This window comes from Antarctobacter sediminis, assembly GCF_019218285.1.
Lineage (GTDB): Bacteria > Pseudomonadota > Alphaproteobacteria > Rhodobacterales > Rhodobacteraceae > Antarctobacter > Antarctobacter sediminis.
Genome location: NZ_JAHUZG010000003.1, coordinates 750857 through 776732 on the forward strand (window position 1 = coordinate 750857; position 25876 = coordinate 776732).

Annotated in this window: 24 protein-coding genes; 11 read left to right on the forward strand and 13 right to left on the reverse strand. The window is 64.1% G+C overall.

Annotated features, from left to right (window positions below; all coding sequences use genetic code 11):
• The first annotated feature begins 44 nt into the window (after positions 1-44).
• The 5 genes from KJP30_RS18685 to KJP30_RS18705 all read left to right on the forward strand — a co-directional run bounded on the left by KJP30_RS18685 (position 45) and on the right by KJP30_RS18705 (position 4914).
• Positions 45-1679 carry a long-chain-fatty-acid--CoA ligase gene (locus tag KJP30_RS18685; RefSeq protein WP_218450843.1) on the forward strand — a complete coding sequence of 545 codons (1635 nt, stop codon included), beginning with the start codon at positions 45-47 and terminating at the stop codon, positions 1677-1679.
• Positions 1669-2112, forward strand: coding sequence for a MaoC family dehydratase (locus tag KJP30_RS18690; protein WP_218450844.1), 444 nt, complete (start codon positions 1669-1671; stop codon positions 2110-2112). The genes KJP30_RS18685 and KJP30_RS18690 overlap by 11 nt, the downstream gene beginning before the upstream one ends.
• 93 nt (positions 2113-2205) lie before the next feature.
• Positions 2206-3441 carry an acyl-CoA dehydrogenase family protein gene (locus KJP30_RS18695; RefSeq protein ID WP_218450845.1) on the forward strand — a complete coding sequence of 412 codons (1236 nt, stop codon included), beginning with the start codon at positions 2206-2208 and terminating at the stop codon, positions 3439-3441.
• 50 nt (positions 3442-3491) lie between these two features.
• Positions 3492-4514 carry a phosphotransferase family protein gene (locus KJP30_RS18700; protein WP_218450846.1) on the forward strand — a complete coding sequence of 341 codons (1023 nt, stop codon included), beginning with the start codon at positions 3492-3494 and terminating at the stop codon, positions 4512-4514.
• Complete coding sequence (locus KJP30_RS18705; protein ID WP_218450847.1) at positions 4507-4914, forward strand: PaaI family thioesterase; 408 nt, start codon at positions 4507-4509, stop codon at positions 4912-4914. The genes KJP30_RS18700 and KJP30_RS18705 overlap by 8 nt, the downstream gene beginning before the upstream one ends.
• Here KJP30_RS18705 and gph read toward each other — a convergent pair.
• The 8 genes from gph to KJP30_RS18745 form a co-directional block, all read right to left on the reverse strand.
• Positions 4911-5555: a phosphoglycolate phosphatase gene (gph, locus tag KJP30_RS18710; RefSeq protein WP_218450848.1), complete on the reverse strand. Its 645-nt coding sequence runs from the start codon at positions 5553-5555 to the stop codon at positions 4911-4913. The genes KJP30_RS18705 and gph overlap by 4 nt on opposite strands.
• Positions 5552-6232, reverse strand: coding sequence for a ribulose-phosphate 3-epimerase (rpe, locus tag KJP30_RS18715; protein ID WP_218450849.1), 681 nt, complete (start codon positions 6230-6232; stop codon positions 5552-5554). The genes gph and rpe overlap by 4 nt, the downstream gene beginning before the upstream one ends.
• A gap of 75 nt (positions 6233-6307) precedes the next feature.
• The gene (locus KJP30_RS18720) at positions 6308-7240 is read right to left on the reverse strand and encodes a 2-hydroxyacid dehydrogenase (RefSeq protein ID WP_218450850.1); all 933 of its coding nucleotides are present in this window, start codon (positions 7238-7240) and stop codon (positions 6308-6310) included.
• Between the two features lie 85 nt (positions 7241-7325).
• Positions 7326-8465: a rod shape-determining protein RodA gene (gene rodA / locus KJP30_RS18725; RefSeq protein WP_218450851.1), complete on the reverse strand. Its 1140-nt coding sequence runs from the start codon at positions 8463-8465 to the stop codon at positions 7326-7328.
• Entirely contained in the window at positions 8462-10405 is a 1944-nt protein-coding gene (gene mrdA, locus KJP30_RS18730; protein ID WP_218450852.1) for a penicillin-binding protein 2, read from the reverse strand. The genes rodA and mrdA overlap by 4 nt, the downstream gene beginning before the upstream one ends.
• Entirely contained in the window at positions 10402-10941 is a 540-nt protein-coding gene (locus KJP30_RS18735; protein WP_218450853.1) for a rod shape-determining protein MreD, read from the reverse strand. Before KJP30_RS18735 ends, mrdA begins: the two co-directional genes overlap by 4 nt.
• On the reverse strand, positions 10934-11854 hold the full coding sequence (gene mreC, locus KJP30_RS18740; RefSeq protein WP_218450854.1) for a rod shape-determining protein MreC: 921 nt from the start codon (positions 11852-11854) through the stop codon (positions 10934-10936). The genes KJP30_RS18735 and mreC overlap by 8 nt, the downstream gene beginning before the upstream one ends.
• 102 nt (positions 11855-11956) lie before the next feature.
• Positions 11957-12994, reverse strand: coding sequence for a rod shape-determining protein (locus KJP30_RS18745; protein ID WP_370631066.1), 1038 nt, complete (start codon positions 12992-12994; stop codon positions 11957-11959).
• 301 nt (positions 12995-13295) lie between these two features.
• On the opposite strand from KJP30_RS18745, the gene KJP30_RS18750 reads away from it, so the two are divergent.
• The 4 genes from KJP30_RS18750 (at position 13296) to KJP30_RS18765 (ending at position 17998) form a co-directional block, all read left to right on the forward strand.
• Positions 13296-13700, forward strand: a complete 405-nt coding sequence (locus KJP30_RS18750) for a hypothetical protein (protein ID WP_218450856.1) — start codon at positions 13296-13298, stop codon at positions 13698-13700.
• 143 nt (positions 13701-13843) lie between these two features.
• Positions 13844-14644, forward strand: coding sequence for a hypothetical protein (locus KJP30_RS18755; protein WP_218450857.1), 801 nt, complete (start codon positions 13844-13846; stop codon positions 14642-14644).
• Between the two features lie 212 nt (positions 14645-14856).
• Positions 14857-17364, forward strand: coding sequence for a GcvT family protein (locus KJP30_RS18760; RefSeq protein WP_218450858.1), 2508 nt, complete (start codon positions 14857-14859; stop codon positions 17362-17364).
• Between the two features lie 184 nt (positions 17365-17548).
• Positions 17549-17998, forward strand: coding sequence for a YtoQ family protein (locus KJP30_RS18765; protein WP_218450859.1), 450 nt, complete (start codon positions 17549-17551; stop codon positions 17996-17998).
• A 42-nt stretch (positions 17999-18040) separates the two neighbouring features.
• Here the strand turns inward: KJP30_RS18765 and KJP30_RS18770 are convergent, their stop codons facing one another.
• Positions 18041-18742 (reverse strand): glutathione S-transferase family protein, encoded by a 702-nt coding sequence (locus KJP30_RS18770; protein WP_218450860.1) that lies wholly within the window; start codon positions 18740-18742, stop codon positions 18041-18043.
• Between the two features lie 143 nt (positions 18743-18885).
• Here KJP30_RS18770 and mscL point away from each other — a divergent pair, with 143 nt between their 5' ends.
• Complete coding sequence (gene mscL, locus KJP30_RS18775) at positions 18886-19320, forward strand: large conductance mechanosensitive channel protein MscL (RefSeq protein ID WP_218450861.1); 435 nt, start codon at positions 18886-18888, stop codon at positions 19318-19320.
• 16 nt (positions 19321-19336) lie between these two features.
• Here mscL and KJP30_RS18780 read toward each other — a convergent pair whose 3' ends face one another.
• The gene (locus KJP30_RS18780; RefSeq protein WP_218450862.1) at positions 19337-21646 is read right to left on the reverse strand and encodes a DUF3141 domain-containing protein; all 2310 of its coding nucleotides are present in this window, start codon (positions 21644-21646) and stop codon (positions 19337-19339) included.
• A gap of 108 nt (positions 21647-21754) precedes the next feature.
• Positions 21755-22873 (reverse strand): alanine dehydrogenase, encoded by a 1119-nt coding sequence (ald, locus tag KJP30_RS18785; RefSeq protein WP_218450863.1) that lies wholly within the window; start codon positions 22871-22873, stop codon positions 21755-21757.
• A 136-nt stretch (positions 22874-23009) separates the two neighbouring features.
• On the opposite strand from ald, the gene KJP30_RS18790 reads away from it, so the two are divergent.
• Positions 23010-23468 carry an Lrp/AsnC family transcriptional regulator gene (locus tag KJP30_RS18790; RefSeq protein ID WP_218450983.1) on the forward strand — a complete coding sequence of 153 codons (459 nt, stop codon included), beginning with the start codon at positions 23010-23012 and terminating at the stop codon, positions 23466-23468.
• A gap of 48 nt (positions 23469-23516) precedes the next feature.
• On the opposite strand, the gene ccoS is transcribed toward KJP30_RS18790, so the two are convergent.
• Both ccoS and KJP30_RS18800 read right to left on the reverse strand, forming a co-directional pair.
• The gene (gene ccoS, locus KJP30_RS18795; RefSeq protein WP_218450864.1) at positions 23517-23678 is read right to left on the reverse strand and encodes a cbb3-type cytochrome oxidase assembly protein CcoS; all 162 of its coding nucleotides are present in this window, start codon (positions 23676-23678) and stop codon (positions 23517-23519) included.
• Positions 23679-23688: 10 nt separating this feature from the next.
• Positions 23689-25875, reverse strand: a complete 2187-nt coding sequence (locus KJP30_RS18800; protein ID WP_218450865.1) for a heavy metal translocating P-type ATPase — start codon at positions 25873-25875, stop codon at positions 23689-23691.
• Position 25876: the final 1 nt, after the last annotated feature.

Sequence of the window (25876 nt, forward strand, 5' to 3'; positions counted from 1 at the left end):
CGCGCAGTCTAGCGGCACGCAGGCAGACGGCAAGGGAGGGCCAGATGCAGGGCATGATGATGCATATGCCACTGAGGATCATCGAGATTCTCGACTACGCGGCGCAGGCGCACCCGGGAGGAGAGATCGTTTCCGTGCGCACCGAGGGCGATATTCACCGCGAAACCTATGCACAGGCCTATGCGCGCACAGCGCAACTGGCGCATGGGCTTGCGGCGCTTGGGGTGGGGCAGGGGGACAGGGTCGCGACCCTTGCCTGGAACGGCTATCGCCATTTTGAACTGTACTACGCGATCAGCGGAATGGGGGCGGTCTGTCACACGATCAACCCGCGGCTGTCTGCCGAACAGATGCTGTATATCATCGGCCATGCCGAGGACAGCGTGCTGTGCATTGACCTGACCTTTGTCCCGATCGTCGAGGCGCTGGCCGAACATCTGCCGGCGGGATTGAAGCTGGTGGTCCTGACCGATCGGGCGCATATGCCCGACAGCAAGCTGGACCTGCTGTGCTACGAAGAACTGCTGGATGGCCAGCCCGAGACCTATGATTGGCCGATCCTGCCCGAGGACAGCGCCGCCGGGCTGTGTTATACCTCTGGCACCACCGGCAATCCCAAGGGCGCGTTGTACAGCCATCGTTCAACCGTTCTGCACGCGCTGTATCTTGCGGTGACGGTGCCGCGATCCTTGCACGAAGGCGCGCGGATCCTGCCGGTTGTGCCGATGTTCCACGTCAATTCATGGGGGCTGCCCTATGCTGCGCCGCTGGTTGGTGCGTCACTGGTGATGCCGGGGGGCAAACTGGACGGGGCTTCTGTTTTTGACCTGATGGAAGCCGAGAGCGTCACTGCTTCGTGGGGCGTGCCAACAGTCTGGCTTGGCCTGCGGGCCGAGGTGGAACAGCGCGATGCGGTGCCCTCGGCGCTGGATCAGCTTGTGATCGGCGGGTCGGCTGCACCGCGCGCCATGATCGAGTTTTTCGAGAAACGCGGCGTCGATGTCTGCCACGCATGGGGGATGACAGAGATGAGCCCGGTGGGCACCACCGGCCAGTTGACTGGCGCGATGAAGGATCTGCCTTTCGAGGACCGTATGGCGCTGAAGGCGAAACAGGGGCGCAGGGTCTTTGGTGTCGAAATGCGCGTGGATGGCGAAGATGGTCGCCCGGTGCCCAATGACGGCCAGACCGCGGGCGAATTGCATGTGCGCGGCAACACCGTGATTGCGGGTTATTTCCGAAACGAAGAGGCCTCGGCCAATTCTTTTGACGCGGATGGCTGGTTCGGGACGGGCGATGTATCCGTGATCGACGAACACGGTTTCCTGACGATTCAGGACCGCAGCAAGGATTTGATCAAGTCGGGTGGCGAATGGATCAGTTCGCTTGACCTTGAAAACATCGCCATGGCGCACCCAAAGGTGGCCAATTGCGCGGTGATCGCGGTGCCCCATCCTAAATGGGAAGAACGGCCCCTGTTGGTGGTTGTGCCACGTGACGCCGGGGACCCGCCCCAGCTGGACGAAATCCATGCGATGATGTTGGACCATATCGCCAAGTGGCAGTTGCCCGATGCGATGGAATGTGTCGAGGACCTGCCACTGACAGCCACGGGGAAGGTGTCCAAGCTGACCCTGCGCAAGCGTTTTGGCGACTACGTGCTGCCCGATGCTGGCTGACGATCTGAGGGACATGGCGCCGCGCGCCACCGAGTGGATCGAGATGGACGCAGGGCGGGTGAGCGCCTTTGCCGATGCGACTGCGGATTGGCAGTTCATCCACCTCGACGAGGCGCGCGCCGCGGCGGAAACGCCTTTTGGTGGCTGCGTCGCGCATGGGTTCCTCACGCTGTCGATGCTTTCGGCCATGTCGAACGATGTGATGTCGGGACTGTCGGGCATCACCTCACGCGTGAATTATGGTTTTGACCGCATCCGCTTTATTTCGCCCGTTCGGGTGGGCAAGCGGATCCGTGGCCGCTTTACCGTGGCCAGCGTGGACGAGGGCGAAGGCTGGCTTGATGTCCACTGGGACGTGGAGGTCGAGATCGAGGGGGCGGAACGACCGGCCCTTGCGGCCAACTGGATCACGCGGTTGTATCTGCATCAATAGCACCGCCCGCGCCCGGACCGGCGCGGCGCCCACCCGCCCAACCCGCGCGCCGATCCGGGCGCGGGCGGCGCGGAACTGTCGAGAGGAGAGAGCATGGACCTGGGGATGACGGAGCGGGTGAAACCGCTGGTGGCGCAGGTGCGCCGGATGATCGAAGAAGAGATCGCGCCGCTGGACGCCGAGTTTCACGCACTGGTAGGGACGCATCCTACCGGGGACCGCTTCAAACATGTGCCGCGCCAGTTGGAGATCCTCGACGGGCTGAAGGACATGGCGAAGGCGCGCGGGCTGTGGAACTTCTGGCTGACGGATTCCGAACGCGGCTATGGCCTGACCACCGTGGAATACGCTTATCTGGCCGAGGAAATGGGCAAGGTCGGCATCGCCGCCGAGGTCTTCAATTGCAATGCGCCCGACACCGGCAACATGGAAGTGCTGGAACGTTACGGCGAGGACTGGATGAAGGAACGTTGGCTGGCCCCCTTGCTGGAGGGAGAGATCCGGTCGGCCTATGTCATGACCGAGCCGGGCGTGGCCTCCTCAGACGCGGCACAGTTGGCCTTTGAGGCGCGGCGGGACGGGGATGATTTTGTCCTGAACGGTGAAAAATGGTGGATCAGCGGGGCGGGGGATCCGCGCTGTGGCCTGTATATCCTGATGGCCTGCACCGCGCCGGATGCTCCCAAACATGAACGGCATACGATGTTCGTCATGGACCCGGACATGCCCGGCATCGAGATTCTCCGTCCGATGCAGGTCTTTGGGCAGGATGACGCGCCGCACGGGCATATGCATATCCGGTTCACCGATGTGCGCGTTCCGGCGCGCAACATCGTGCTGGGCGAAGGGCGCGGGTTCGAGGTGGCGCAGGGGCGGCTTGGTCCCGGCCGCATCCACCATTGCATGCGGGCAATCGGGCAGGCCGAGAAGGCGCTGGAGATGATGTGCAAGCGCGGCCTGTCGCGCGAGGCCTTTGGCAAGCGCATCGCCGATCTTGGCGCGAATTACGACATCATCGCCAACGCGCGGATGGAGATCGAAATGGCGCGTCTGCTGTGCCTCAAGGCGGCATGGATGATGGACACCGCCGGGGTCCGCGCGGCGCAGCCATGGATTTCCCAGATCAAGGTGGTCGCGCCGCTGATGGCGGGCAAGGTGGTGGACGAGGCAATGCAGATGCATGGCGCGGGCGGGATCAGCCAGGATCACGATCTTGCGTCGATGTGGACCCATATCCGCACGCTGCGTTTTGCCGATGGGCCAGACGCGGTGCACCGCCGGCAGGTGGCGCGGGCGGAACTGCGCAAATACGCCAACGAAAAGATCTGACGGCCACCGTTGGTGATGGATATTTTCAGACAGAAGAAGCAGGGGACGGCATGGAAGCGGATGACCTGACGCGCGTGGCGACCTGGATGGAGGCACATGTCGAGGGGTTCCAAGGACCTTTGCGGGCCGAAAAGTTCATGGTGGGTCAGTCCAATCCGACCTTCCGCCTTGAAAGCGCCTCGGGTGCCTACGTCCTGCGGCGCAAGCCGCCGGGCGTTCTGCTGAAGTCGGCCCATGCCGTCGACCGGGAATTCCGGGTTCAGCGCGCGTTGGCGGGGACCGCTGTGCCCGTGCCCCGCATGTATGCGTTCTGCGAGGACGAGGCCGTTCTGGGCTCGGTTTTTTATGTCATGGAGCATGTGGTCGGCCGCAACCTGATCGAGCCGACCCTGCCCGCCGAGACACCGGCGGGGCGTGCGGCCATCATGGACGAAATGAACCGCGTTCTGGCGGCGATCCATGACCTTGATCTTGCCGCTTGCGGGTTGGAGGATTACGGCGCGCCGGGCAATTACTATGAACGGCAACTGGGACGCTGGACAAAGCAATATCGCGCGTCCGAGACCGAGCCGCAGCCCGACATGGAGCGTCTGATGAACTGGCTGGAGGGCGCCTTGCCGCCTGACGACGGCCAGCGCACGCTGGTCCATGGAGATTACCGGATCGACAACCTGTTGTTTGCCCCCGAAGGGCCCGCCTGTCTTGCCGTGCTGGATTGGGAGCTGTCGACGCTGGGCCACCCCTATGCCGATCTTGCGGGGGTCTTGATGCAGTGGCAACTGCCGCCGGGCGTCGAGGGGCGCGGGCTGGCCGGGGTGGACCGGGGCAGTCTGGGTCTGCCGTCGGACGCGGACTTTGTCGCGGCATATTGCGCGCGGCGGGGCATCGACGGGATCGAGGGGCTGGGCTTTTACGTGGCTTTCGCCTTTTTCCGCATGGCCGCGATCCTTCAGGGTGTCAAGAAACGGGCGCTGGACGGCAATGCCGCGAACCCGGAAAAGGCATTGAAACTGGGCGCTTTTGTCCCGCAATTTGCGCATCTTGGGTTGGAGGCCCGGCAGACCTATGGATGAGGCCTTTCGCGAAGACCCCTATCCCTTTGCAACCCATATCGGCATGCGGATGCTGGATTGGCGCGAAGGCTATGCCGCTTTCGAAATCCCGCTGGAGATGTTCCTGATGAACCGGCACGGCAACCCGCATGGCGGGGTGCATGCCTCATTGCTGGATACGGTCATGGGGTATGCGGGCTGCTGGACCGGGGACCCGGATCGCCGCCAGATGTGTCTGACGCTGAACCTGAACGTTCAATACCTGTCGCGTCCGCGAGGGCAGGTTCTGAAGGGCGAAGGCTGGAAAACCGGCGGCGGGCGGTCGAGTTTCTTTGCCGAGGCGCAGATCGCCGATGAGACCGGTGAAATGATCGCCAAGGGGACAGGGGTGTTCAAATACCGGTCGTCGGGGCAGGCCTAGGGCAGCCCTGCGACCAGTTGCGGAAGACGGGAAAAATCCGAAAAGGCCGCGGTATGCGGCAAGTCGGCGACCGCGGTTTTGCGGTAGCCTTCGGTAAACAGCAGGAAGGGCACACGCGCATTCTGCGCCGTTTCCACGTCCGTTTCGCTGTCTCCCACGAAAAGCGGATGTTCTGCCCCGTCCAGCGCGGCCAGAAGCATGGCAGGATCGGGTTTGCGGGTGGGCAGGCTGTCTCCGCCGATGACATGGTCAAAGAACTCGGCCAGCCCGGTATCGCGCAGCGCGGCCTGCGTTGCCTCGAAAGGTTTGTTGGTGCAGAGCGTCAGGCGATGACCGGCCAACCGCAGCGCATCCAGCGCGTCGGCGGCCCCCGGATAGACCGAGGCCGGATCGCTGGGCGTGTTCACGTAGTGGAACATGGTGCGGGTCGAAAGATCGGCGTGGTGATCCTGTGACTGGCCGAGGTGATCCAACACACGTTGCAGCAGGATCGGCAGGCCGCGCCCGACAAAACCCTGCGTGTCGTCGCGGCTGATGCCCGGCAGGCCCATTTCGGCCAGCGCGCGGGACACCCCGTCATGGATGTGGCCCACGCTGTCGATCAGCGTGCCGTCAAGATCGAAGGCGATCGTGCGTGTCATCCGCCAAAAGAGGCACGGATGGCGCGCATGTTTTCGCCGTAGGGGGCCGGGTTCTGAACCGAGCCGCCCTTGAAGACCGCCGATCCGGCAACCAGAACATCGGCCCCGGCCTCGACCACCAGCGGGGCGGTCTCCGGCGTCACGCCGCCGTCAATTTCGATATGTACCGGGCGGTCGCCGATCATGGCGCGCAGGGAACGGACCTTGTCCGTCATGTCGATGAATTTCTGCCCGCCGAAACCGGGGTTCACCGTCATGACACAAACCAGGTCGGTCAGGTCCAACAGGTGTTCGACGGCCTGCGCCGGCGTGCCCGGGTTCAGCGCCACGCCCGCCTTCATCCCCGCGGCGCGGATCGCTTGCAAGGTGCGGTGGATGTGGGGACCGGCCTCGACATGGGCGGTCAGGATATCGGTGCCCGCATCGGCGAAAGCATCGATATACGGATCGACCGGGGCGATCATCAGGTGCACGTCCATCACGGTCTTGACGTGTTTGCGGAAGGCTTTGACAGCGGGCGGGCCAAAGGTGAGGTTCGGCACAAAGTGCCCGTCCATCACATCGACATGAATCCAGTCGGCGCCCTGCGCTTCGACGGCCTGGATCTCTTGTCCGAAGTTGGCAAAATCGGCGGAAAGGATCGACGGGGCGATCTTGACGGAACGGTCAAAGCTCATGAGCGGCATCCTCGGGCTGGCCTGCCCCGGACGGCGTGCGGGGCAGGAGGCTTGTGGCGGTTGACGGGGCCGGGGTCAATACCCGGCGCTGCGGTCGACCTGATGCAACAGCGGTTCGCCCGCCTCTGCCCGGCGGATATTGTCGGCGATGACCTGCGCGGCGGTATCCGGTCGGGTGGTCGAGGCGATATGCGGAGTGACCGTGACGCCCGGATGGCTCCAGAAAGGGTGGTCCTGCGGAAGCGGTTCGATGCGAAAGACATCCAGCGTGGCATGGGCGATCTGGCCGCTGTCCAGCGCGGCAATCAGCGCGTCATCGTCGATCAACGGTCCGCGGCCCGGGTTGATGAGGAACGCGCCGGGGGCGGTCATTGCCAGCGCCTCGGCGTCGATCAGGTTCTGCGTGGCAGGTGTGTCGGGCAGCAGCAGGATCACGATCTGCGCACCGTTCAGGGCCTCGCGCATTCCGTTTTCGCCGGACAGGCAGGTGACGCCGGGCAGGGACTTGGGTGACCGGCTCCACCCGGTTACGGGGAACCCCAGCGCGGTCAGTGCATTGGCACAGGCCTGACCCAATGCGCCCATGCCAAGGATCGTCACCGGACGGTCCGCAGACAGCGGCGGCGGGGTCGGATCCCATGTGCGGTTGGGGTTCACGATATGCTCGTCCATCCGCAGATGATGGCGCAGCGTGTGGCCCGTGACCCATTCCACCATGCCTTGGGTCAGGCCGGCTTCGTCCACCATGCGCGTCAGCGGCACGGTCAAGGTCTTGTTTCCGGTGATCCCCTCGACCCCGGCCCAGAGGTTCAGGACCGCCTTGAGCCGGGTGTAGGGGGCAAAGTCCTGCACCTCTGAATTGGGTGCATAGACCATGTAATCCACCTCTTCCGGCGGCAGTTCGGTGGCCAGAGTATAGCCCATCCCGGTCGCGTCCAGCGCGGTGCGCAACGGGGTTTCATATTCGTCCCAGCGTTCGGTGCGGGCGGCGAAAAGGATGTTGGGCATGGACGGGGCTCCGCTGTTGACTGCGGCCCCTTAGATCACGGCCAATAGCCAAGGGAAAGCCGACCACGCGGGGCGGCTTTGACCGTCATCTTGGCCGGTGGATATGCGCGCTTTGCACCAGTCCGAAGGCCAACAACAGCACCAGCATGGCCGAACCGCCATAGCTGACCATCGGCAGGGGCACGCCAACCACAGGTGCCAGCCCCATGACCATCGACATGTTCACGGCAAAGAACAGGAAAAAGGTCAGACCGATACCAAGGATCAGCAGAGACGAAAACCTGTCGCGGTTCTGGATCGCGGCGGCCACGCAGAACAGCAGGATCAGCACGTAGAGCGCCAGCAGCGAAACCCCGCCAATAAAGCCGAACTCTTCGGCCAATGTGTTGAAGATGAAGTCCGTATGCTTTTCCGGCAGAAAGTTCAGCCGCGATTGGGTGCCTTGCATAAAGCCCCGGCCCGTCCAGCCGCCCGAGCCCATGGCGATCTTGGCCTGAGTGATGTGATACCCCGCGCCCAGCGGATCGGACGAAGGGTCAAGGAAGGTGTCAATGCGGCGAAACTGGTAGTCCTGAAGCAATTGCCAGTCGGTGCCCCGGCTTTGGAAGACCGCCCAGATCGTTCCAACGCCCGCGCCGATGACAGTGGCGAAATACAGCCAGTGCACCCCTGCGAGGAACATCATCAACCCCCCAGCCGTCATCAGAAGGATGGCGGTGCCAAGGTCCGGCTGGGTCAACACCAACCCGGTGGGCAAGAGAATGATGATGATCGGCACCAGCACCCACAAGGGCCGCGATGTCCGGTTTAGCGGCAAGCGGTCGTAATAGGCCGCCAGCAGCATGACCATCGAGATCTTCATCAGTTCCGAGGGCTGCAACCGCATGAACCCCAGATCGATCCAGCGCTGGGCGCCCATGCCGACTGCGCCGAAGAATTCCACCATGACCAGCAGGCCCAGTGAGCCAAGGTAGGCGACCAGCGCCATGTTCCGCCAGATGTAGATGGGCACAAGCGCCACGGCGAACATCAGCGCTATGCCAAGGCCAAAGCGTTTCATCTGCGGTTCGGCCCATGGGCTGAAAGATCCACCCGCGACCGAATAGAGCATCAGGAAACCGATGCAGGCCACGGCTGTCAGCAACAGGACGAGCGGCCAGTTCAGGTACAGGATCTTGCGCCAGCCGGTCGGGACCGTTTTGACGTTGTACTCAAGATAGGTCACGCGCTGTCGCTCCCCGCAGCGCGGCGTTCGGCGCGTTCACGTGCCAGCCGTTCCTGTTGCGCCTTGATGCGCCGACGATCCGCCGAGGGATAGGCCTCGAGCGGGGGATCGCCCTTGTAGAGCGCCTGCAAGGTCACGTCTCGGGCGATCGGCGCCGCCGCGGTGCTGCCGCCGCCGCCGTGTTCGACCACGACCGACACCGCGATTTGCGGGGTCTCGGCAGGGGCAAAGTTCACGAATAGCGCGTGATCGCGCCGTTCCCACGGCAGGTCGTCGTTCGAGGTCACACCGCGCGCGCGTTCAGCGGCGGTGATGTTGCGCACCTGGCTGGTGCCGGTCTTGCTGGCCATGCGCATCTCGTCCGCGGCGATGCGCGACCGGTAGGCCGTGCCGTGCCGATGGTTCGACACTGCGAACATCGCCTTGCGCACCTGTCGCAGGTGATTGGGGTTGATGCCAAGGTCCGCGCCTTCCAGGTGGACCGTTTCGATCCCGTCGATGCTTTTGACCAGACGCGGCGTCACCGCCTTGCCGGTGGCGATCCGCGCGGTCATCACCGCCAGTTGCAGCGGCGAGGCCAGCACGAAACCCTGTCCGATCGAAGCGTTGACCGAATCCCCGATCACCCATTCCGCGCCGCGTTCGCGCAGCTTCCACGCCTTGTCCGGGATCAGGCCACTGGTGACGGCGGACATGGGAATGCCATGTGCCTCGCCCAACCCCAGTCGGCGGGCCATATCGGCAATCCGTTCGATGCCCACCTTCAGCGCAAGCTCGTAGTAATATACGTCACAGCTTTCGCGCAGGCTCTGTTCCAGATTCATGTGGCCATGGCCCACACGTTTCCAGCAGTGGAACTTGCGCCCGCCGACCTCAAGGTGGCCGGGGCACCAAACCGTGTCATCGGGCGTCATCAGCCCGGCGTCCATCGCCGCCAGTGCCGTCACCATCTTGAAGGTCGAGCCGGGTGGATAGGCATCCTGCACCGTCTTGGAGGCCAGCGGGCGGTGATCGTTTTCCCGCAACTCTCCATAGTCCTTGACGGAAATCCCGCGCACGAACTTGTTGGGATCGTAAGACGGCGCCGAAGCGATGGCCAGAAGGTCGCCCCGGTTCACATCCATCACGACGACAGAGGCACTTTCCGATCCCAGTCGCGCCTGCACGTATTCCTGCAAGGCCGTGTCCACGGTCAGTTGGAGATCGGCGCCGGCCTCACCTTCGCGACGGTCAAGTTCGCGCATGACACGACCGACGGCGTTGACCTCGACTCGCTTGGCCCCGGCGTTGCCGCGCAGCTTTTCCTCGTATTTCGACTCGACTCCGACCTTGCCGATCTGAAAGCGCGGGATGCGCAGAACCGGCGGCGGATCTTCATAGCGGCTGAGGTCGCGTTCGGAGACCGGGCCGACATAGCCCGCCACATGGGCATACAGCTCACGGTTGGGATAGGTGCGCGACAGGCCGACCTCGGGCGTGACGCCGGGCAGGGCCGGGGCGTTGACCGCCACGCGGCTGATGTCATCCCAAGTGACGCGGTCAGCGATGGTGACCGGAAAGAAGGGCGCCGTGCGCTCCATCTCGGCCAATGCGCGGTTCAGGTCATCCTCGTCCAGTTCCACCAGCTGGCCCAGACGGTGAATAACCTTGGTCACATCGCCCGCGTCTTCGCGCGTGAGGGTGATGCGGTAGGTCTGTTCGTTCTCTGCGATTACCCGGCCTTCGCGGTCGAAAATCCGGCCCCGCGCGGGGGGAATCAGGCGGATGTTGATGCGGTTTTCCTCGGCCAGCAGGCGGAATTCATCCGCCTGATCGACCTGCATGTGTCGCATCCGCAGGGCAAGTACGCTGGCAAATCCCAGTTGCAGACCACCCAGAATCAGGCCGCGTCGCGTGATGCGACGGGCGCTTTCGGTGGTTTCGCGTGGGCTTCGTCTCATAGTGGGCGTCCCGTGTGATCGTATTCACCGGGCGTGCTGCGGCGCACGCCAAGGGCAAGGTAGCTGATCGCGGCCACCAGCGGATAGGCCGCCACCGTCATACCATATTGCATCACCCATAAGGAAAGCATTCCCGGGGTCACGATCAAGAGAGCAAGCGCAACGCGGTAGATGACGGTGATGACCAACAGCGCCGAGGCGGCGGTCAGCCATTCAGCGGCAAAGGTGTTTTCGCGGACGTGCCGTCCGCGCAGTTTCAGCCATTCCGAGGCCAGCAGGACCAGCAAGGCCCAAAGACCCGGCGGACGCTGGAACAGGAAATCCGCCAACAGCATGACGATGGCAATCGACAGCATCGGCACGTAATCGGGGCGGCGCAAGGCCCAGGCAAAGGTCAGTGCCGTCAGCAGGTCAGGCCCGGCGATCCCCGGCGGCACGATCCTCATCGGCAGCAGGTGGACAAAGAAGATCGCCAGCGCCAGCCCGCCATAAGCCGCGCGCAGGGACCAAAGCCGCGCCGGGCTGTTCTCAGCCATCGCCGGGCGCTCCTGTCCCGCCGGGAACCGGGGGCGCACCGGCGTCGGGCAGCGCCTCGGGCAGGATCAGCGATGAGGGCGCATCGACCTTGCGCGCGCCGTGGTCACGCAGCACGCGCAGGAACTCCAGTTGCTCGTAATCGGCGGCCAGCCGGACCCGCAGCCGCCCGCCCGGATCCTGCGCCACTTGTCCGATCAAAAGACCCGGGGGGAAAACCTCGCCGTCGCCAGTTGTCACGATCCGGTCGCCGGGACGGACCAGATCGGGGTTCTCCAGAAAGTCGATGGGCGGGGCCGAGCTGTTGTCGCCAGCGATGATTGCCCGCTGACCCGAGGGCTGGATTTCGGCGGGGATGCGGCTGGTCGCGTCGGTCAACAGGATCACGCGGCTGGTGTTGGCGCCCACACCCGACACACGGCCGACAAGGCCGATACCGTCCATGGTGGCCCAGCCGTCGACGATGCCATCGCGCGAGCCCACGTTGATCAGCACCGACTGGCGAAAAGGCGACCCGGAATCCGCCAGTACAACGGCGGTGATATAGGTCAGACGCGGATCCAGCCGCACGTTGTTGAGATCCCGCAGACGCGCGTTTTCCTGTTCCAGTTGCAGGGCCGCCTCGCGCCAGGCTGTCATCTTGCGCAACTCGCGGCGCAATTCCTCGTTCTGTTCATATAGGCGCTGATAGCTCTGGAAATCGCGGATCAGGCGCACCGAGGCCGTGACCGGCGACATGGCCCAGTCCATGCGCGGCACCACCGCATCGACCACCTGCGCGCGGAACCGTTCCACGCGTGGGCTGTCGATGCGCCAGAGAAGGAAGATCCCGAACAGTACCAGCGCAAGGACGACCAAAAGCAGCCGCTTGAGCGGGCCGGTAAAATCGTCAGATGCATTGCGGTCGCTGGCCAATGATCCCTCACGTCGGGTTTGCCGGATAATACTGAAGGCCCCGGCTCAGGTACAGCGGGCGCTTGGCGGGGCGCGCAAAGCGCCACCTGCCGTTGCCGGGTCTCAGCTGTCGTAGTCGATGGCGTGACGCAGCTGTTTTTCGTATTCCAGTGCCTTGCCCGTGCCAAGGGCCACGCAATTCAGCGACTCGTCTGCGATCGAAACGGCCAGCCCGGTCTGTTCGCGCAGGGCAAGGTCCAGATCCCCCAGCAGCGCACCACCCCCGGTCAGCATCACGCCACGGTCGACGATGTCGGCGGCAAGATCCGGCGGCGTCGCTTCCAGCGCGGTCATCACCGCTTCGCAGATCGCCTGCACCGGCTCGCTCAGTGCCTCGGCCACCTGGGCCTGGCTGATCTCGGTTTCCTTGGGCACGCCGTTCAGCAGGTCGCGACCGCGAATCTGCATCGACGAGCCGCGTCCGTCGTCGGGCATCCGCGCCGTGCCGATGGATGTCTTGATGCGCTCGGCGGTGGATTCGCCCACCAGAAGGTTCTGTTGGCGGCGCAGGTAGTTGATGATGGCTTCGTCCATACGGTCGCCGCCCACGCGCACCGAACGCGCATAGACGATGTCGCCCAGCGACAGCACAGCCACCTCGGTTGTGCCGCCGCCGATGTCGACGACCATGTTGCCGGTCGGATCGGTGATCGGCATGCCCGCACCGATGGCCGCCGCGATGGGTTCCGCGATCAGTCCGGCCTTGCGCGCACCGGCGGACAGAACCGACTGGCGGATCGCGCGTTTTTCAACCGGCGTCGCGCCATGCGGGACGCAGACGATGATCTTGGGTTTCGAAAATGTCGACCGGCGGTGAACCTTGCGGATGAATTCCTTGATCATCGCCTCGGCGGTGTCGAAATCCGCGATCACGCCTTCGCGCATCGGGCGGATCGCCTCGATGCTGCCGGGGGTCCGCCCCAGCATCAGCTTGGCGTCCTCGCCCACGGCCAGAACCTTCTTCTGGCCGTCCTTGATGTGATAGGCGACCACCGACGGCTCAGAGAGAACAACACCCTTGCCTTTCACATAGACCAGCGTGTTTGCGGTCCCCAGGTCGATGGCCATGTCCGAAGAGAACAGGCCCAGGATGCCATCCATGCCAAACATATTGTTCTTGCCCCATTGCCTCAAAGGCCCGCGACTCTGACAGTGCGGGCCGCTGGTCTTATACGGCTGGGCCACTGGATGCGGAAGGGGGGCCGCAGGGCAAATCAGCAAGGAATTGCCGGATGCCGTCCCGGCAGGCAGGCAAAATCCCCCATGTCCGCGGTTTCGCCGGTTGCCTGTCGCCGCGCGGGCAGGGACTAGCGGCGGAAAGGACGGGGTCGAAAAGGTTTGACAGGATGGACAGCTGGCGCGGAAACTGACTTTAGGTCACGTCCAAGCGAAAGGCTTCCCGATGAAGCGACTTTTCACCACGATCCTTGCCTGCCTTGTGGCAAGCCAGGCCATCGCGGATTCCTGCTGGGATCACAACGGATCCGTCATGCGTCTGACGGCGCAGGGCAACAACCGCTGGTTCTGGTATGAAACCACGCCGCACAACTGGCAGTACCCGGCAGGTGTCACGCCCGGTACGCTGTTGTTCAACGGCGCAAAAAGCGGCGAATGGTACAGCGGCACAGCGCGGCGTTTCTCGCGGTCCTGCCCGGGCAGCCCGCTGGAATACTATGTCGAAGGACCGGTGTTGCAGAATCCGCTGCGCGTTCAGATCACCGGACAGTATCAGGTGCACAACAACTGTAATCCAACCGGCCAGTGGCGCACGGATACGCTTGTTTTCACCTACATGTACAATTGCTGACCCATAGTCGCCGCGGTCTCGGGGGATAGTCTCTGCCGGGGCCCGGTGGCCCGGGCAGGAACCCAGAACAGGCCGCGCAACAGTCAATCTTTCGCCGGATTTGCCCGCTAGCCCAAAGGGCGACGGACAGGCGGAGGCAGATGATGCAAAGCGATCAGGAGATCTTGCGACAATTGCGCCCGGCGCGACCGCCGCGCCGACGCAACGGGGCGATACGCCTTGGAGTCTACCTCTGCGCCGCTTTGGGCGTGGCGGGGCTTGGCCTTGCGGCGCTGGTGAGCCTCGCGCCATCGGAGCGCGGGCAGCCGTCTCAACCTCTGCAACTGACCGCGCCTGCCGAGGACACAAGGGCGCCGGGTCTGTTGGCGCAATTGGCAGCGGTGGCTGGCGACGCACGCATCCCGGAGCCCGCAGGATATACGCCCGTCAATGCGCCGAACGCCAAACCGGCCAGAGTTCAGGTGCAATCCCCGGCACCGTCCGTGCATGTGCCGCGCTTTTCGACGCAAGGGATGGACCGCGATGACAAGCTGACCCTCGCCATGCAGCTTTCTGCACGCGGGTTGACGCCGAAAATGATGAAGCTGCACCATGACGGACTGTCGCCCGGCGCGCGGGAGGAATGGATCGCGATGCGGGACGGCAAATTGCCCGCTGATCACCCGGCCTATGCGCTGCGCCAGCAAGAAATTGCGCGGGATCTGAACCCGGGCAGTTGCCTGCAACTGGCGTCGCGGGACATTTATTGCGGCGACACCGCGGATCGCATCCGGGTCGCGCTGGACCTGCGCCGACAGGTGGTTGCCGGGCCTTCCGTCGACGAGACCGAAAAATTGCGCGCCAGACCCGTGGTGAACCGCCCCGGAGAGCCCCCTCAGGCGCACCGCCGCCACGGTTCGGAAACCTGCGGCGGCGTTGAGTTCTGCCGCGTCGTCGCGGATTGACACCGCCCCGGGGCAAGCCCGGCAAACTCCGTGAAATCGCTGATCGCGGGTACTTTGACCGCATGGCGTCATGCCCGTTTGTGCGCCTGACTGGCACGACGACGGTTTTGGCAAGGTGCGGCGTCGTTTTCCCCACATGACCGGTCGGGCGCGCGCGGCGCAACCCCGCCCGGCGCGCTATGCAGTCAGGAAAGTTCACGGAGAGTCGCGTCATGAAAACCCATGTCAAAGCCCTGGTCGTCGGTGGTGGCGCCGTCGGCACCTCGATTGCCTATCACCTGGCCAAGGCGGGCTGGGACGATGTCATGCTGATCGAACGCGACCAGCTGACCGCCGGGTCCACCTGGCATGCGGCGGGCCTGCTGCCGCTGTTCAACATGTCCTACGCGACAACCCATATCCACAAGTACTCGGTCGATTTCTACAAGACGCTGGAAGAGGAAACCGGCCTGAACGCCGGCTTTGCCGTCGTCGGCAACCTGCGCATGGCACAGACGCAGGAACGCATGGACGAATACATGCTCTATGCCTCGACCGCCGAAACCTGCGACGTGAAATACGAATGGCTGACGCCGGACCAGATCAAGGAACGCTGGCCGCTGATCGAAACCTCGGACCTGAAAGGGGCGATCTATCACACCGAGGACGGCTATATTAACCCCGCCGACGTGACGCAGGCGATGGCCAAGGGCGCGCGCCAGCGCGGCGTGGACATCGTGCAAAAGCTTCAGGCCGATGCGTTCAACTGGACCGGCACCCATTGGGAAGTCACCTGCACCAAGATGGTCGAGAAGGGCGGCAACCTCGTCGAAAGCGACGAACAGGTCGTCATCACCGCAGAACATGTCGTGACCGCATCGGGCAACCATGCGCAGCGCACCGCAAAGCTCTTGGGTATCAAGATGCCCGCGATCCCGGTGGAACACACCTTCATCGTCATGGACAAGGACCCTGAGCTGGTCAAATGGCGCGAGGCAGGCAACCCCGAACACCCGGTCGTCCGCGACGCCGACAAGGAATCCTACGCGCGTGAGGAACGCGGCGGCTGGATCCTTGGCATCTACGAACACGGTGCGCCTGCGCGGTTCGAATACGGCGTGCCGGACAGCTTCCGCGCCGACCTCTTCCCGCTGGATCTGGATCGCATCGCCGAACAATACATGGCCATGACCGAACGCGTGCCCTCCTGTGCCGAAAGCGGCCTCAAGGACGATTTCAACGGTCCGATCTGCTACACGCCGGACGGCAACCCGCTGGTCGGCCCGGCGCCGGGCCTGCGCAACATGTGGCTGGCAGAGGGCTTTTCCTTTGGCATCACCGCCGCGGGCGGCACCGGCTATTACCTCGCCCAGATGATGGTGAATGGCGAGGCCGAGATCGACATGGCCTCGCTGGACCCGAAACGCTACTCGTCCAACTGGATGACGACCGAGTTCGCGGCCCGCAAGAACGAGGAATGCTACGAACACGTCTACATCCTGCACCACCCGGACGAAGAACGCGAAGCCTGCCGCCCGCTGCGCACCGCCCCGGCTTATGACCGGCAAAAGGCGCGGGGAGCGCAGTTCGGTTTCGTCAACGGCTGGGAACGGCCCAACTATTACGGCCCGCTGGATGCCCCCGCCAATTTCGACCACGACGCGCGCAGCTTCCGGCGCGGCGGCTGGTGGCAATATGCTGTGGACGAGGCCAGGGCGATCCGCCAAGGCGTGGGCCTGATCGACGCCTCGGCCTTTACCAAACACATCGTCGAAGGTCCGGGGGCGACACGGTTCCTCGACTGGTTCACCTGCAACAAGCTGCCTAAGGTCGGCCGCATCAACCTGACCTACGCGCTGACCGTCAACGGCACCACGCGGACCGAATACACCATCGTCCGCCTGGCCGAGGACAAGTACTACCTCGTCTCCGCCGGGGCCTGGACCGAATATGACAGCGACTTCCTGCGCAAGGCGATCGAGGACAAGATCCCCGAGTTCGGCTGGATCTCCTGCCACGATGTCACGACCCAATGGGGTGTCTTCGCCATCGCGGGGCCGAAATCCCGCGACGTGCTCAAGGAAATCGTCAAGGACGCCGACCCGGAAACCGTGCTGGGCAACAAGCGTTTCCCATGGCTGTCGATGCGCAACATCGAACTGGGCATGGTGCCCACCATGGCGATCCGTGTGGCCTACACCGGCGAGCTTGGCTGGGAACTGCACCACCCGATCGAGATGCAGAACAACCTCTGGGATCAGCTCATGGTCGCGGGCGAAAAACACGGTATGAAACTGGTCGGCGCCCGGGCGCAGAACTGGCTGCGTCAGGAAAAATCCTACCGTGCCTTTGGCAACGAACTGGGCCGCGACGCCACCCCGCTCGAGGCCGATCTGCCGCGCTTTGTCGACCTGTCCAAGGATTTCCACGGCAAGGCCAGACTGGAAGAAACCGGCGTGCGCTCCAAATGCGTGACCCTGCTGATCGACGGCCCGTCGGATGCCGATCCCTGGGGGCGCGAGGTGCTCTACACGCAGGACGGCACCCGCGTCGGTCGCCTGACCTCCGGCGGCTACTCGGTCCATTTCGGAAAGTCCATCGGCATGGGCTATGTCACCCCCGAACGGGCGGTCGAAGGCACGGTTCTCAAGGTCAAGATGCTCGACCAACTCTGGGACGCGACCGTCACCTGCGACAGCCCCTACGACCCAAGGAACGAGGTCATCCGCGTGGACGGCTGAACCTCGGTTCAGGCCATACGACAGCCCGACCTCAAAACCAGACGGGGCGCCCCGATACGGCGCCCCTTTCACATGAACGCCCCCTTCTTTCCCTGCCGCTCTCACCTTGCGCCGAACGTAGGGCCAATTATGTTGACCTGAAACAGGGCGCAAACCGCGCCCTTTTTGATGTGAAGGAGCGGACATGGGACTGAACGTCTATCTCTCGGGAGAGATCCACACCGACTGGCGCGAACAGATCATCGAAGGCGCGCAGGGGCTGGACATCACCTTCAATGCGCCGGTGACGGACCATGCGGCCAGCGATGACTGCGGCGTGGCAATCCTCGGTGAAGAACCCAACAAATACTGGCATGACCACAAGGGCGCGATGGTCAACGCCATCCGGACCCGCAAGGGGATTGCCGATGCCGATGTCGTGGTGGTCCGCTTTGGCGACAAGTACAAACAGTGGAACGCCGCCTTTGACGCGGGTTATGCCAGCGCGCTGGGCAAGTCGCTGATCGTCCTGCAACCGCCCGAACATGACCACGCCCTGAAAGAGGTGGATGCCGCCGCGCTGGCCGTGGCCCGCACCCCGCAAGAGGTGGTGCAGGTGCTGCGTTACGTGCTGACCGGCGCGCTGCCGTCCTGAGCCGGCGCGGGGCGGGGGATACCCCGCCCTACGGTCCGATCCTTATCCCTCGCGCGACGGGACGATCATGCCGCGTTTGACGGCGGGACGGTCAAGGAACCGCTCCAGATAGGCAATCGTGCGCGGGAAATCGGACCAGCCGATGGTGTCACGCACACCGTAATACTCGGTCGCGTTCAGCCATGGCGCGATGGCGATGTCGGCGATGGAATAGTCGCCCGCGATCCAGTCGCGCTCTGCCAGTTGTCCTTCGATCACGTTCAACAGGCGGCGCGCCTCGTTGATATAGCGCTGCTTCGGGCGCGGATCTTCGATCTCGGACCCGGCAAACTTGTGGAAATAGCCCAATTGGCCCAGCATCGGGCCAAGCCCGCCCATCTGGAACATCAGCCACTGGGTGATCTGGTGCTTGTCATGGGCCGAATTGCCCAGCAGCTTGCCGGTTTTTTCGCCCAGATACAGCAGGATCGCGCCGGATTCGAACAGGGTCAGCGGCCTGCCATCCGGCCCGTTCGGGTCGATAATGGCCGGGATCTTGTTGTTGGGGTTCAGGCTCAGGAACTCGGCGCTTTTGACATCGGCGTCGTTCAGCGTCACCCGGTGGACCTCGTAGGGCAGGCCCGTTTCTTCCAGCATGATCGACACCTTGACGCCGTTGGGCGTGGGGAAGGAATACAGTTGCAGGTGGTCGGGGTGCAGCGCCGGCCAGCGGGCCGAGATCGGATGTGCGGCGAGATCGAACATGAAGGAGCCTTTCTTGGGTTCCGGGGAAAGCTGGGCATGTTTTTCCCTGTTTATAAGGGTGGCGCCTGTGCAATTGCGCAGGGATCGTGTGGACAGGGGCGCAGACCATGCCGGTCGGCGTCATCACAGGGGAGACAAGGGACATGATTCAGGAATTCAGGGACTTTATCGCCAAGGGCAATGTCATGGACATGGCCGTGGGCATCATCGTCGGCGCGGCTTTTACCGCGATCGTCAGCTCGCTGGTGGGCGACATCATCAACCCGATCATCGCGCTGTTCACCGGCGGGATCGATTTCTCGGGCTGGTTCTACGCGCTGGACGGAAACGAATACGCCTCGCTCGAGGCCGCGACCGAGGCTGGCGCCCCGGTCTTTGCCATCGGCAAATTCGTCATGGCCGTGATCAATTTCCTGATCATCGCTTTTGTCGTCTTCATGTTGGTGAAGATGGTCAACCGCATCAAGGATGCGGCCGCCAAGAAGGAACAAGAGGCCCCCAAGGAAGAGGCCCCCAAGGGTCCGACCGAGCTGGACCTGCTGGTCGAAATCCGCGACGTGCTGAAGGCGCGGGGCTGAAAAGGGTGCGCGCCGGTCAGACCTCCGGCGCGCGTTCGTTGGTCCAGCCCCGGGCGCGGATGCGCAGGGCGGCCTGGATCTGTTCGAACATGGCGATGGTCGGCGCATCCATTTCATTGCGCGGGCCCGCCACCTCGAAGACAAGGTTGACCGCGCGCAGCCGGTCGACGTCATCCTTCAGCAGCTTGGGCAGGGCGGCAACGGCCTCTTTGCCCGCCAGATCGACGATCATGGATTGTTCGTGGATCATGTGGTTGCGCATCTCTTCGGTCATCGACGAAAACGGTGCGCGCCCATGCAGCAGCGCGTTCGACCGTTCCAGCCTTTCGCGACGCACGCCGCCCCGGGCACGGGCCATCAACACCATCATGCGCACGATAGCCTCGGGATAGCCGCCGTCCTCGATGTGGCGCAGGACCTCGCGGACCTCCGGGAACCTGGTGATGTCGTGGCGCACCGGGTCGGATTTGCGCCGTGGGGCCAGTTGGCGCGCCCACGGGCTGGCGTATAGCGTGTGGAATGTCAGCTCCAGCATGGCGTCGCGGCTGTCGCGGTACAGGTCAAGGCTGCGTTCCATCGCATCGGCGGCGGCCATTTCCATAACCTTGAAAGGGTTGCCGCCGTCGACCGCGTGGCGCGTCTGGCGGACGGTTTGGGCATGATCCGACACCGCCGCCACCGCCGGGTTCTGCGAGGACCAACTGCGGGCCTGCAGCCGCATCGGGTGCATTTCGCGGGTGAGATGGCCTACCTGAGGCGGTAGCATTGCGCGGATCCATGGCCGCATGGCGATTTCGTAGCTTTTCACCGCCCAGTCCGACAACTCCGCCACGGCGGCGAATTCCTGTTCTACATCTTCGCCGTCCCCCATGGCGCGGATGTCGTCGATCTGGCGGCTGACAAGATCGATCTCGAACCCGTCCTCGTCTTTTTCGATCTTCATTTCATACAGGCCCGGGGCCAGCGCCTCGATCGTCTTGACGACCGAATTGATGTGGCGGTGCCGCGTGTTGGCAATCCGGGCCGAAACGAAGATGCCCAGATGCCCGACGCTGTCGTGCAGGGTGTAGACGATCACATGACCACGGGCGCGCAATTCTTCGGTGGTCTCGTAGAGATCCGCGATCCAGTGCAGCGCCTGCTGCGGCGGGGTGATATTGTCGCCATGGCTGGCAAAGACCACCACGGGCGCGGTGATCCGTGCCAGATCGACGGGCACGCCATTGTCCAGCACGGCCTGACCTGCGGTCAGCTTGTTGCCGATAAAGAGGTTTTCGACAATCCAACGGATCTCGGCCTCGGTCATGAAGTAGAAGCCGGTCCACCATTTTTCGAACTCAAGAAAGCGGTCGCCGCCGGTGTCCACATCGTTGAACAGGTCATAGTTCTTGCGGAACAGGTTGCGCCCGGGATTCAGCCCTTCGAAGTTCTGGACAAGGCTGGCACCGTCAAAGGTGCCGCCCCCAAGGTCCGAGGACAGCAGCGCCGGCACCGCGCCCCCGGCCAGCCCGCCGTAGTAGCGGAACGGGTTGTGGCCCACCTGACCCGCCCAATAGCTGAGCGGCGCGCCTGCGATCACCACCGGGCCGGTCAGATCCGTATGCGTGGCGGCAAGGATCATCGCGGCCCAACCGCCCTGACAATTGCCTGTGACCAGCGGCTTGGGGCTGCCGGGGTGGCGACGCATGACCTCGCGCAGGAACTCGGCCTCGGCCTCGCAGACATCGGCAAGGGTCTGGCCCGGTTCGGGGCGGGGGTAGAAGATGACGAAATAGACAGGATGACCGTCGGCCAGCGCCACGCCCACCTCGGATTCCGCCTTGAAGCCGCCAATCCCGGATCCATGGCCCGCGCGCGGGTCGATGATAACCCAGGGACGGCCATCCTCACGGGTGGCGGGAGAGCCTTGGGGCGGGGTGATCCGCACCAGCGCATAGTTGCAGGGGCGGGGCAACTGGCGACCGTCAAGAATGGTTTCATAGTCGAAGGCCAGCACGGGTTTCAGGCCTTCGGCTTCGCGCCGGGCCGAGGCATCGCCGCGTTCCCGCAGAATGTCGGTGAACAGCACGGCACGTTCCTGCATGTCTTTCAGGTAATCCGCCAGGTCGCGTCCCATGGTCAGCGGATCGACCTGCGCCAGCGCCGCCTGGGCCGCCGCCGCCGTGGCGGTCATGTGGTCGATGGTGCTGTTGACGATGGCCGAGCCATGGGACCGCGCCAGACCGGTCAGAAGGTCAGCCTGACCGCGAGCCTGATCCCAGGCGGCGCGGGTCTGTTCCAGTTGCGTGTCGGCGGGGGGCGTGGCGTTTTCTGCGGGGGCGGGCATTGGGCTGTCTCCGGTGGAGGTTCATCCCTTGCGCTACGCTCCCGACATGACAGGAGATTGACAGTTTGCCCCGGCAAGAACGGTTCCGCCGGGGCAGGCTGTCGCAGGTCAGCCCTTGATGACCAATTGCGGAGAGGTCACGTCGATCCCCTGCGCCTCGCCGACGGCGTAATAGGTCAGCTTGCCGGCATGGACGTTGAGACCGTTCATCAAGTGCGGATCGTCAGCGCAGGCTTGTTTCCAACCCTTGTCGGCCAGCGCCAGCATGTAGGGCATGGTGGCGTTGCCCAACGCGATGGTCGATGTCCGCGCCACGGCTCCGGGCATGTTGGCCACGCAGTAATGCATGATGCCGTCGACGTCATAGATCGGGTCCGCGTGGGTCGTCGGCTTGGAGGTCTCGAAACAGCCGCCCTGGTCGATGGCCACGTCCACCAGCGCCGCGCCGGGTTTCATCGTGGCGAAGTCGGCGCGTTTGACCAGCTTGGGTGCCTCGGCACCGGGGATCAGAACGGCCCCGATCACCATGTCGGCCAGTTCCAGGTGCTCGGCCAGAAGGCCCGCGCTGGAATAGCCGGTGCGGAAGGTGCCGCCAAACACATCGTCAAGGTAGCGCAGGCGCGGCAGGGAACGGTCCAGCACGGTCACATCCGCGCCCATGCCTGCCGCGATCCGTGCCGCATGGGTGCCGACGACGCCGCCGCCGATGACCAGCACGCGTGCCGGACCGACGCCGGGCACGCCGCCCATCAGCACGCCGCGCCCGCCATTGGCCTTTTGCAAAGTCCAGGCACCGACCTGTGGTGCCAGACGGCCCGCGACCTCGGACATCGGCGCCAGCAGCGGCAGGCCGCCGCGGTCGTCGGTGACGGTTTCATAGGCGATAGCGGTACAGCCAGAGGCCAGCAGATCCCTCGTCTGGTCCGGATCGGGGGCAAGGTGCAGATAGGTGTACAGCAACTGGCCTTCGCGCAGCATGGCGCGCTCTGCGGCCTGCGGCTCTTTCACCTTCACGATCATCTCGGCCTCGGAGAAGATCTCCTCGGCGGTATCCACCAGCCGCGCCCCTGCGGCGGTGTAGTCGGCGTCTGTGAAACCCGCGCCGGTTCCGGCGCCCGCCTGCACGATGACCTCATGACCGTGGGCCACGGCCTCGCGCGCGGCGTTGGGCGTCAGGCCGACGCGGAACTCTTGGGGTTTGATTTCTGTGGGGCAACCGATCTTCATGGCATCTCCTCCTGCCGTCATGTGCGACATTATGGCAGCGAAGCCTTGCAAAGCGCTCGCAAGCTTGCGCATTCTGCGTTACGGCCACGCACGATTATACGAAGAAACGGCACCAAAGGCGGAGGATCTTGCGCAAGTGAAGCTGGACGAGACGGACAGGCGCATTCTGAGGGTCCTGCAACGCAAGGGCCGCATTTCCAACGCCGACCTGTCCGAGGCGGTCCATCTGTCCCCATCAGCCTGTCATCGCCGGGTTCAACGGCTGGAGGCCGAGGGCTATGTGCGCGATTACGTGGCGCTTTTGGACGCGCGGCGCTTGGGGTTGCCGTCGACCGTATTTGTCGAGATTACCCTGACGGCGCAGGCGGATGAAGTGCTGGATGCCTTCGAAAAGGCAGTGGCGCGGGTGCCCGCCGTGCTGGAATGTCACCTTATGGCGGGAACGGCGGACTACATCCTGAAGGTCGTGGCCGAGGATACCGAGGATTTCGCCCGCATTCACCGGCAATACCTTAGCCGGCTGCCCGGAGTGGCACAGATGCAAAGCTCTTTTGCCTTGCGGACGGTGTTTCGGACCACCGCGCTGCCGGTCTGAGGCGGAAAGGGGCGTCAGGCCAGCGGCGCGCGCCCTCTTGGCCCCGTCTCAGTCCATCTTGGGGCGGTCGTCGTATTCGCCGGACAGGATTCGCTGAGCATCTCCTTCGGGGTCGTCATACTGGTTCGAACGCAGGGTAAAGACAAAAAACGCCAGACCTGCGCCGCCCAGCACCAGCGAAATCGGGATCAGGTAGGTCAGGACGTTCATCGGGGGCCTCTTATCGCAAGCGAAGCGCGTTCAGTGAAACGGTAATCGAACTGGTCGACATGGCCAATGCGGCAATCAGCGGCGAGCAGAGGCCCGCCACGGCCAGCGGTACGGCGATGATGTTGTACCACGTGGCAATGGAAAAGTTCTCGCGGATCCGCTTGGTCGCCTTTTGGGCGGTCCGGACCGCCTCGGGGATAGGGGCCAGCGAACCGCCCAGCAGCACGATGTCCGAGGCAACGCGCGCCGCGTCCAGCGCCGAGGCGGGCGAGATCGAAGCATGGGCCGCCGCCAATGCGGCTGTATCGTTCAAACCGTCACCGACCATGAGCACATGCGCGCCCTCGCGGCTAAGCATTTCGATCCGGGTGGATTTGTCCTGTGGCAGCGCCTCGGCCATCCAGTGCTGGATGCCCAGTCGGTTGGCAAGGGCCTCGACCGCCGGGGTCGTGTCGCCCGAAATCAGGATCACCTTCAACCCGGCGTCATGCAGGGCAGAGACGGCTTCTTGGGCACCGTCGCGCAGACGGTCGGTAAAAAGGAAGGCCTGCGCAGGCCCGTCGCCAACGCGCAGCCATGCGGCGGTCATTTCGGTCTGACTGCCGCCGACCCAGGTCGTGCGGCCCAGCCGGACCTCCTGGCCGCGCCATTGGCCGGTGGTGCCGTGGCCGGGGATCTCGGTGATGTTGGCAATCTCGGCGGGCTTGATGCCAGCTTCGCGCGCGGCGGCGGTGAGCGATTGCGACAGCGGATGGCTGGAGCCTTCTGCCAGGGCCAGAGCGATTTCAAGGTCGCGCCGGGTGAAATCTCCAAGGTTGGTCAGTTCCGGTGTGCCTGCCGTCAATGTGCCGGTCTTGTCAAAGACCACGGTATCCACCTGCGCCAGCCGCTCCAGCGCGGTGGCGTGTTTGATCAACAGGCCGCGTCGGAACAGCCGCCCCGAGGCGGCGGTCGTCACCGCGGGAACCGCAAGACCAAGCGCGCAGGGGCAGGTGATGATCAGCACGGCAGCGGCAATGTTCAACGCTACGCGCAGGTCGCCCGCGTAGGCAAGCCAGCCAAGAAAGGCGAGCGCCGAGAGAATATGCACGCCGGGCGCATAAAGTTTCGCAGCACGATCCGCCAGCGACGTATAGCGTGACCGGCCGGACTCGGCGATGGCAACCAGATCGGCCATGCGGTGCAGCGAGGTATCACGGCCCACGGCGCTGGCGCGGATCACCAGCGGGCCGGTCAGATTGACCTCACCGGCGCTGACGCTGCGGCCGGGTTCGGCAAAAACGGGCAGGGTTTCACCGGTCAGCAGCGAACGGTCCAGTTCGGATGTACCGGATATGATTTCGCCGTCGACAGGCATCCGGCCACCGGGGCGCACCCGAACCAGATCGCCCACGGCCAGATCGGCCACCGAAACCTGCGTTTCGCCCTCATCCGTGACTCGCCATGCGCGCGGCACCTCCAGCGCGGCCAGTTCCTCTGCCGCGGAGCGCGCGACGGAACGGGTGCGGTGATCAAGGTAGCGGCCCGTCAAAAGAAAGAAGGTCAGCGCAATGGCGGCGTCAAAATAGGCATGTTCGCCGGACAGCGAGGTTTCCCACAAGGAGGTGCCCACTGCCAGAAGGATCGCGAGCGAGATCGGCACGTCCATGTTCAGGCTGCGCGCAGAGAGCGCCATCCAGGCGTTGCGGAAGAAAGGCATGCCCGAAAAGGCCACGGCAGGCAGTACGATCGCGGCGGAGATCCAGTGAAACAGGTCGCGTGTCGGACCTTCGGCCCCGGACCAGACCGCGATGGACAGCAACATGACGTTCATGGCCGCAAAGCCGGCCACCGCAAGGCGCATCAGCAACTCGCGCCCGGCCTTGTCCGTTGCGGTGGCAGAAATCGCCGTGCTGTCCAACTCATGCGCTTCGTATCCGGCACCTTCGACCACCGGGATCACGTCGGCGGCGGTCAGGTCGGGATCGGCCTCGATGCTGACCCGTTTCAGGGTCAGGTTGACCCGCGCCGAACGGACCGCCGGCACGGCCCCAAGGGCCCGTTCGACCGAAGCCATGCAGGCGGCGCAATGGATCGTCGGCAGCGACAGGACGATATGCGCCTCTTTCACGGGGTCCTGTTCGGCAAGGGCCTGCGCGGCGGGGGCCGCGACACAGGCCGGACAGGCAGAGGGCGAAGGGCGCAGCGTCGCGGTCATC